General features: G+C 72.5%; 6 protein-coding genes and 1 pseudogene. 2 read left to right on the forward strand and 5 right to left on the reverse strand.

Going from position 1 to position 6680, the window contains the following annotated elements:
* Nucleotides 1–104: 104 nt before the first annotated feature.
* A complete protein-coding gene (locus tag ABZ646_RS36930) occupies nt 105–530 on the reverse strand; it encodes a PPOX class F420-dependent oxidoreductase (protein WP_360529146.1) in 426 nt (141 codons plus the stop codon).
* A gap of 207 nt (nt 531–737) precedes the next feature.
* Between ABZ646_RS36930 and ABZ646_RS36935 the strand changes: the two genes are divergently transcribed.
* The gene (locus ABZ646_RS36935; RefSeq protein ID WP_360529149.1) at nt 738–1961 is read left to right on the forward strand and encodes a serine hydrolase domain-containing protein; all 1224 of its coding nucleotides are present in this window, start codon (nt 738–740) and stop codon (nt 1959–1961) included.
* Between the two features lie 17 nt (nt 1962–1978).
* On the opposite strand, the gene ABZ646_RS36940 is transcribed toward ABZ646_RS36935, so the two are convergent.
* Both ABZ646_RS36940 and ribA read right to left on the reverse strand, forming a co-directional pair.
* Entirely contained in the window at nt 1979–3124 is a 1146-nt protein-coding gene (locus ABZ646_RS36940; protein ID WP_360529152.1) for an FAD-binding oxidoreductase, read from the reverse strand.
* Nucleotides 3125–3179: 55 nt separating this feature from the next.
* Nucleotides 3180–3839 (reverse strand): GTP cyclohydrolase II, encoded by a 660-nt coding sequence (gene ribA, locus ABZ646_RS36945; protein ID WP_360529155.1) that lies wholly within the window; start codon nt 3837–3839, stop codon nt 3180–3182.
* Nucleotides 3840–3877: 38 nt separating this feature from the next.
* Here ribA and ABZ646_RS36950 point away from each other — a divergent pair, with 38 nt between their 5' ends.
* Entirely contained in the window at nt 3878–4636 is a 759-nt protein-coding gene (locus ABZ646_RS36950) for a creatininase family protein (protein WP_360529158.1), read from the forward strand.
* 98 nt (nt 4637–4734) lie between these two features.
* On the opposite strand, the pseudogene ABZ646_RS36955 reads toward ABZ646_RS36950, so the two are convergent.
* Nucleotides 4735–5625: pseudogene (locus tag ABZ646_RS36955) on the reverse strand (lysylphosphatidylglycerol synthase transmembrane domain-containing protein); the annotation flags it as partial.
* Complete coding sequence (locus tag ABZ646_RS36960) at nt 5622–6569, reverse strand: methyltransferase domain-containing protein (protein ID WP_360529161.1); 948 nt, start codon at nt 6567–6569, stop codon at nt 5622–5624. The gene ABZ646_RS36960 and the pseudogene ABZ646_RS36955, both read right to left, overlap by 4 nt.
* Nucleotides 6570–6680: the final 111 nt, after the last annotated feature.

Genomic DNA, 6680 nt, shown 5'->3' on the forward strand with positions numbered 1-6680 from the left:
ACGTGCACACAGTCCGCAAACCAGACACCGGGAAACAGCGAACGAAGAAGTCAACAACCCCACGACCCCGCCGCGCAGGTTAAAGATCAAGCTAGACCGGACCGCTAAGCGCGCGGGATGCCGTAGGCCCGTTCCACGTGGAGGCGGAGTACCAGTCGGTGGTCGCGGACCATCGCGGCGCGGTAGTCGTCCCAGTCGGGATGCTCGCCCTGGACGTCGCGGTAGAGGCGGACGAGTTCCTCCACCGTCTCGTCGTAGGGGTCCTGGGCGACCGGTGACAGGTCGGCGGTGCCCTCGGCGACCGTGTAGGCCCAGCGGTCGGGGCTGGTGACGTGGTAGGAGGCGCGGGGGTCGCGGCGCAGGTTGCGGGTCTTCGCGCGGTCGTCCGTGATCGACACGCGCACGGTCCGTTCGTCGGGGTAGTAGGCGTGAGTGACGTTGGACAGCTGGGGGCGGCCGTCGCGCTTGAGGGTGACCAGCACCCCGGCGTGGCCCTCGGCGAGCAGCTTCAGAAGTGTGTCCTGGGTCATATCAGGGGCAACCCCGCCGCTCCGGCCCGGCATTCCCGCCGTCACCCGTCGGACACGCGTTCGAGGTCCTCGCACGTCGTCTGCCCGGTGTCCCTTCTATAGCGTCCGTCACACCGCACGTCGATGAGCGCGACCATTGCCCTCTTCCTGCGCGACGATGAGATCCAGGTCGGACCGCACCGCGGACGACACGACCGGAGGAGAGCGATGGCACAGCTGCGACAGGAAGTCGACCCCGGCGAGGTCGGGCTGGACGCGAAGGCGCTGGACCGCCTCGACCAGCACTTCGCCCACTACGTCGACGAAGGGCGCCTGCCCGGCTACCTGGTGGCCGTGGCGCGCGGCGGCCGGGTCGCCCACCTCACCACGCACGGCCTCCGTGACCGCGCCGCGGGGCTGCCGGTCGAGCCGGACACCATCTGGCGGGTCTACTCCATGACCAAGCCGGTCACGGCGGTCGCGGTCCTGCTGCTGGTCGAGGACGGCCTGCTGTCGCTGGACGACCCGGTCGACCGCTTCCTGCCGGAGTTCGCCGACCCCCGTGTCCACGTGCGCGGTTCGGGTGCGGACATGGTGACCAGGCCCGCCGACGGGCCGATCCGGATCCGTCATCTGCTCACCCACACCGCCGGATTCACCTTCGCCTTCTACCACTCGCACCCGGTGGACGCCCGGTACCGGGAGGCGGGCCTGGAGTTCTCGGTGCCGGCGGGCGCGGACCTCGCCGAGACGACGGCCGTGTACGCGCGGATGCCCCTCCAGTTCGAGCCGGGCACGCAGTGGAACTACTCGGTCGGCTTCAACGTGCTCAGCCGGGTCATCGAGGTGGTCTCCGGGCAGCGGCTCGACGAGTTCTTCGCGGACCGGATCTTCCGCCCGCTCGGCATGCCCGACGCGGGCCTGCACATCGTCCCCGAACAGGCCGACCGGCTCTCCGAGTTGTACGGGGAGACGGCGGACGGTGGCATCGAGGCGATCCCCGGGCTGCCGTTGCGCGGCCGCCCCCGGATGCTGTCCGGCAGCGGCGGCCTCGCGGCGACGGCGTACGACTACCACCGTTTCATGGAGATGCTGCGCCGGGGCGGCGAGCTGGACGGCGTGCGGCTCCTCTCCCCCGCCTCGGTCGGGCTGCTCTCCCGCAACCACCTGCCCGGCGGCACCGACCTGCGGGCCTTCGGCGCCCCCGCCCACCAGGAGCCCGGCAACGACGGCCTGGGCTTCGGCCTCGGCGTCTCGGTGGTGATCGACCCCACCCGCACCCTCTCGCCGAGCAGCCCCGGCGCCTACGGCTGGACGGGGGCCGCCACCACCGCCTTCTGGGTCGACCCGGCGCACGACCTGACCGTGCAGTTCCACACGCAGGTACGGCCGAAGACGCTGAAGGTCTTCCCGGAACTGCGCCGGCTGGCCCACGAGGCGATCCTGGACTGAGCCGCCCCGGGCGCCGTTCACACGAGGTTGGACTCCGGGCGCGGGGTGCCGGACACGAACCGGCCCGCGTCCAGGGGCCGGACGTCCAGGAAGGGCGCCCGGCCCAGATACAGGTCGCGGATCACCTCACCGACCGCCGGGCCCTGGAGGAAGCCGTGGCCGGAGAAGCCGGTGGCGTACAGGAACCGGGAGACCGAGGTCGCCTCACCGATCAGGGCGTTGTGGTCGGGGGTGTTCTCGTACAGACCCGCCCAGCCGCCGGTGCGGCGCAGGTCCAGCAGGGCCGGAGCGCGGCGCCGCATCGCCTCGTACAGGCGGGGGATCCAGCGGTCGTGTGCGTCGACGGCGAAGCCCGGCCGTTCGTCGGGGTCGGACATGCCGAGCAGCAGGCCCGGGCCCTCGGCGTGGAAGTACAGGCTGGTGGTGAAGTCGATGGTCATCGGGAGCGTCGGCGGCAGGCCCGGAACCGGTCCGGTGACGGCGACCTGGCGGCGCAGCGGCTGCACCGGTAAGTCGACGCCGGCCATCGCGCCGACCGCCCGCGACCAGGGGCCGGCCGCGCAGATCACCGTGTCGGTGGCGATCCGGCCGAGACCGGTGTGCACGGCGGTGACGTAGGGGCCGGCCCGTTCGATGCCGGTGACCTCGGTGTGGCGCAGTATCCGGGCGCCGTGCGCGCGGGCGGCGGCCGCGTAACCGTGCACGACGGACTCGGGGGCGCAGTGGCCGTCCTCCGGGGAGTAGGCGGCGGCCAGCAGTCCTTCGGTGCTGATCAGCGGGGAGAGCCCGGCCGCCTCCCTCGGGGTGAGCATCCGGCTGGGGACGCCCAGGTGGTTCTGGAGCCGGACGCTCGCCTCGAAGGAGGCGACCTCCTCGGGGGTGGACAGGAGGAAAAGGTAGCCGACACGGCGCAGCCCGATGTCGTACCCGATCTCGTCGCCGAACCTGGCGAAGGCTTCCAGACTGCGCGCGCCCAGCTGGACGTTGAGCTCGTCGGAGAACTGGGCGCGCACTCCGCCCGCGGCCTTCGAGGTGGATCCGGCGGCCAGCTCGTCGCGTTCGACGAGGACGACGTCGCGGACGCCCGCGCTCGCGAGGTGGTAGGCGATGCTGGTGCCCATCACCCCGCCGCCGACGATCACTGCCTGGGCCCGAAGATTCACGCGTGTACCTCCTGTCGGTCTCCCCCGATCCTTCCCCGGGAGGCCACCCGGTACTTCAGGACCAGTGCGCCACCGCGTCCAGGTGGGGCAGCACGTGGTCCAGGCGCTCCCGCTTGGTGCGCAGGTACGTGATGTTGTTCTCGCACGGCTCGATCAGCAGCGGGACCGTCTCGGCGACCTCTATGCCGTGCCGTACCAGGGACTCCCGCTTGCGCGGGTTGTTGGACATCAGGCGTACCGAACTCACCCCGAGGTCGCGGAGCATGCCGGCGGCGACGCCGTAGTCCCGGGCGTCGACCGGCAGGCCGAGCGCGAGATTCGCCTCGACGGTGTCCAGGCCCTCCGCCTGCAGGGCCATCGCGCGGAGCTTGGCGAGCAGACCGATGCCGCGGCCCTCGTGCCCGCGCAGGTAGACGACGATCCCGCTGCCTTCCGAGACGACCGCGCGCAGGGCGGCGGCCAACTGGTCGCCGCACTCGCAGTGCTGGGAGCCGAACGCGTCCCCGGTGAGGCATTCCGAGTGCAGCCGGGTCAGCACCCGCTCGCTGCCGATGTCACCGTAGACCAGGGCCACTTGCTCGTCACCGCGGTCGTGGTCCAGGTAACCGATCGCCTGGAATTTCCCGTACACGGTGGGCAGCGGTGCATTGACGACGCGTTCCACGCCCGAACGCCGTGGGGACTTCGTGCCGAGTACTCCGATGTTTTCTGTCATGATCTGATTCCTAAGCAGAGACGAAAGGCCGTGAAAAGATGAGTGGTTCGGGCGCGCGTACGACGGCGAACGGTCTGTTGCCGGCGGACACTACGGAAGAGGTACGGGCCAGGGGGGCGGGCGTTTCAACACAGGTCGCCGTCCTTCCCGTGGGGAGCTTCGAACAGCACGGTCCCTACCTCCCGCTCGCGACGGACACACTCGTCGCCTGTGCCGTGGCCCGGGAGATCGCCGCCGCGTACCCGGTGCACCTCCTTCCTCCGGTGACCCTCTCCTGCTCGCACGAGCACGCCGACTGGCCGGGGACCGTCAGCATCTCCTCGGTCACCCTGCACGCGGTGGTGAACGACATCGCCGCCTCGCTGCGCCGCTCCGGTGTCGAGGCGCTGGTCGTGGTCAACGGCCACGGCGGCAACTACGTGCTGGGCAACGTCGTACAGGAGGCGTCCGCGCGCGGCGAGCGGCTGGCGCTGTACCCGGCCGCGGAGGACTGGGAGACAGCGCTGAGCCGCGCCGGAGTGGAGACCTCGGCGCTCACCGACATGCATGCCGGGGAAATCGAGACGTCCATTCTGCTGCACGCTCATCCCGAATTGGTCCGCCCTGGTTACGAGTCCGCCGATTTCACCGCTGACGACCGTCGTCATCTCCTCACCCTGGGAATGTCCGCCTATACCGAGTCGGGCGTCATCGGCCGCCCTTCCCTGGGATCGGCGGAAAAGGGGAAGGAACTCCTCGCGGGCCTCGTCGATTCCTTCGGGGCGGTTTTCGAACTGCTCGCCCCGGGGCGGGAATAGCGCAGCCCGGCGTACCAGCGGACGACCAGGACCACGAGGCCCGGCAGGGCGGCCACGAAGCTGAGGACGCCGTAGACGACGGCGGTGGCGAGCCCGCTGTCCGCGCCGAGGCCGGCCGCCGCGAACGCCCAGGCGGTGACGCCCTCCCGGGGGCCCCAGCCGCCGACGTTCAGCGGCACTCCCATGGCGACCAGGGCGAGCACGCAGATCGGGACCAGCGCCGCGACGGAGGCGTGGGAACCGGCCACCCGCGCGGAGACCACGAACATCCCCACGTGTCCGGCGAGGATGACCACCGAGGACAGGGCGACGCCCGGCCCGTTCTGCCGGGACAGCAGAGCGCGGCGGGCCTCGGCGAGGGTCGAGCGCAGGGCGCCGACGCGCTTGCCCGGGGCCCGGTTCATCCGCAGGGCGACGACGATCGCGCAGGCGCCCGCCACCGCGGCGGCGGCCAGTGGGGCGAAGCTGCGGACGTCGTCGCGGACCGGCGAGGGCAGGATCAGCAGGGCGGCCGCGCCGAACACGGTCAACGCGAGCTGTCCCGCGGTCCGTTCCAGGACGACCGCGCGGACGCCGCGGCCGATGTCGCCCTCGCTCTGTCCGTGCCGCACCGCCCGGTGCACGTCGCCGAGCACCCCGCCGGGCAGGGCCGCGTTCAGGAACAGCGCCCGGTAGTAGTCGCCGACGGCGGGCCCGAGCGGCAGCCGCAGCCCGAGGCTGCGGGCCACCAACTGCCAGCGCCAGGCGCTCAGCACGGTCGTGACCGCGCCGATCACCAGGCCCATGAGCAGGGTCGGCGTATCGATTCGGCGCAGCCCGTCGACGAAGACCCCGGTGCCGAGCCGCCACAGCAGCACCGCGAGGATGGCGACCCCGCCGAGGGTGCCCAGGTGGGTGCGGACGGCACGCAGGTCCAGACGCCGGGGCACGGCGACCGGGGCGACCGTGGCGACCGGCGCGCTCTCGCGCACCAGGGCGGGGGTGGTCATGCGGTGCCTCCGGTCGGGCGGGCGAGGGCCAGCAGGTCGCTGTGGTGCAGGAGGACCCGCAGTTCGCCGGCCGCGTTCGCGGCGAGCCGGTCGGCCAGGTAGGCGTCGGCGCGCTCGGCGAGTTCGGGGCGCTCCTCGACGGCGGCGCCGACCCAGCCGCGCAGCCACTGCTCGGTGAGGGCCTTCTCGGCGGCACCGAGCCGCCAGGGGCTGGGGTGCACCTTCACGGTGGCACCGCGGTCGGCGAACGCCTCGCAGGCAGCGGTGATCGCGTCCGGTCCGAGCATTCCACCGCGCCGCTGGTGGGCGTTGAACGCCTCCGCGATCTCCTTGTCCAGCGGGTGGGACGGGGTGAGGTCGACGCGTCCGGCGACGGACAGGGTCAGCAGCGCGGGGCAGCCGGCCCCGGCACAGGCCTCGGCGAGGGTGTCGACCTCTTCCCGGGTGAGCACGTCGAGCAGGGCGGAGGCGGTCACCAGCGAGGCGCCTGTGAGCGCGTCGGGGGTGAGCCGGGCGACGTCGCCGCGCCGGGTCTCCACGGTGACCCGGCTGCCGTCGGCGGCGGCCCGGGGCGAGGCGACGGCGGCGAAGTGCAGCAGGTAGGGGTCGCGGTCGTGCAGGACCCAGTGCTGGGCGCCGTCCAGGCGGGGCGCCAGCCAGCGGCCCATCGAGCCGGTGCCGCAGCCCAGGTCGTGCACCACGATCCCGCCCGCCTTGCCGGGCAGGTTGGCCAGCCGGATCCGCAGCGGGTCCAGCAGGTCGTGCGCCCGGGCCGCCGCGTCGGCGCCCTCCCGCAGTTGCAGCCACTCGGGCGCGTACCGCGGCGGCTCCTCGGGATCGGTCTCGCGCAGTCGTACGGTGGCCCGCTCGCCCGGTCGGGTGACGGGGCCGGCGCCCGGGATCACCTCGGAGCCCGCGGGGTCGCCGGAGGCAGCCGCGTCCATTCGCTCTCGTCCCACCCCTGCATCCGTAGCATCCGCGGGTCCCGGCTGCGCGGGGATCGCGCCGACCGGAGTAGTGGTCGTGGTCTCGCCGGTGGTCATGCCGCCCTCCGG

This window comes from Streptomyces sp. NPDC007162, from assembly GCF_040634175.1.
Lineage (GTDB): Bacteria > Actinomycetota > Actinomycetes > Streptomycetales > Streptomycetaceae > Streptomyces.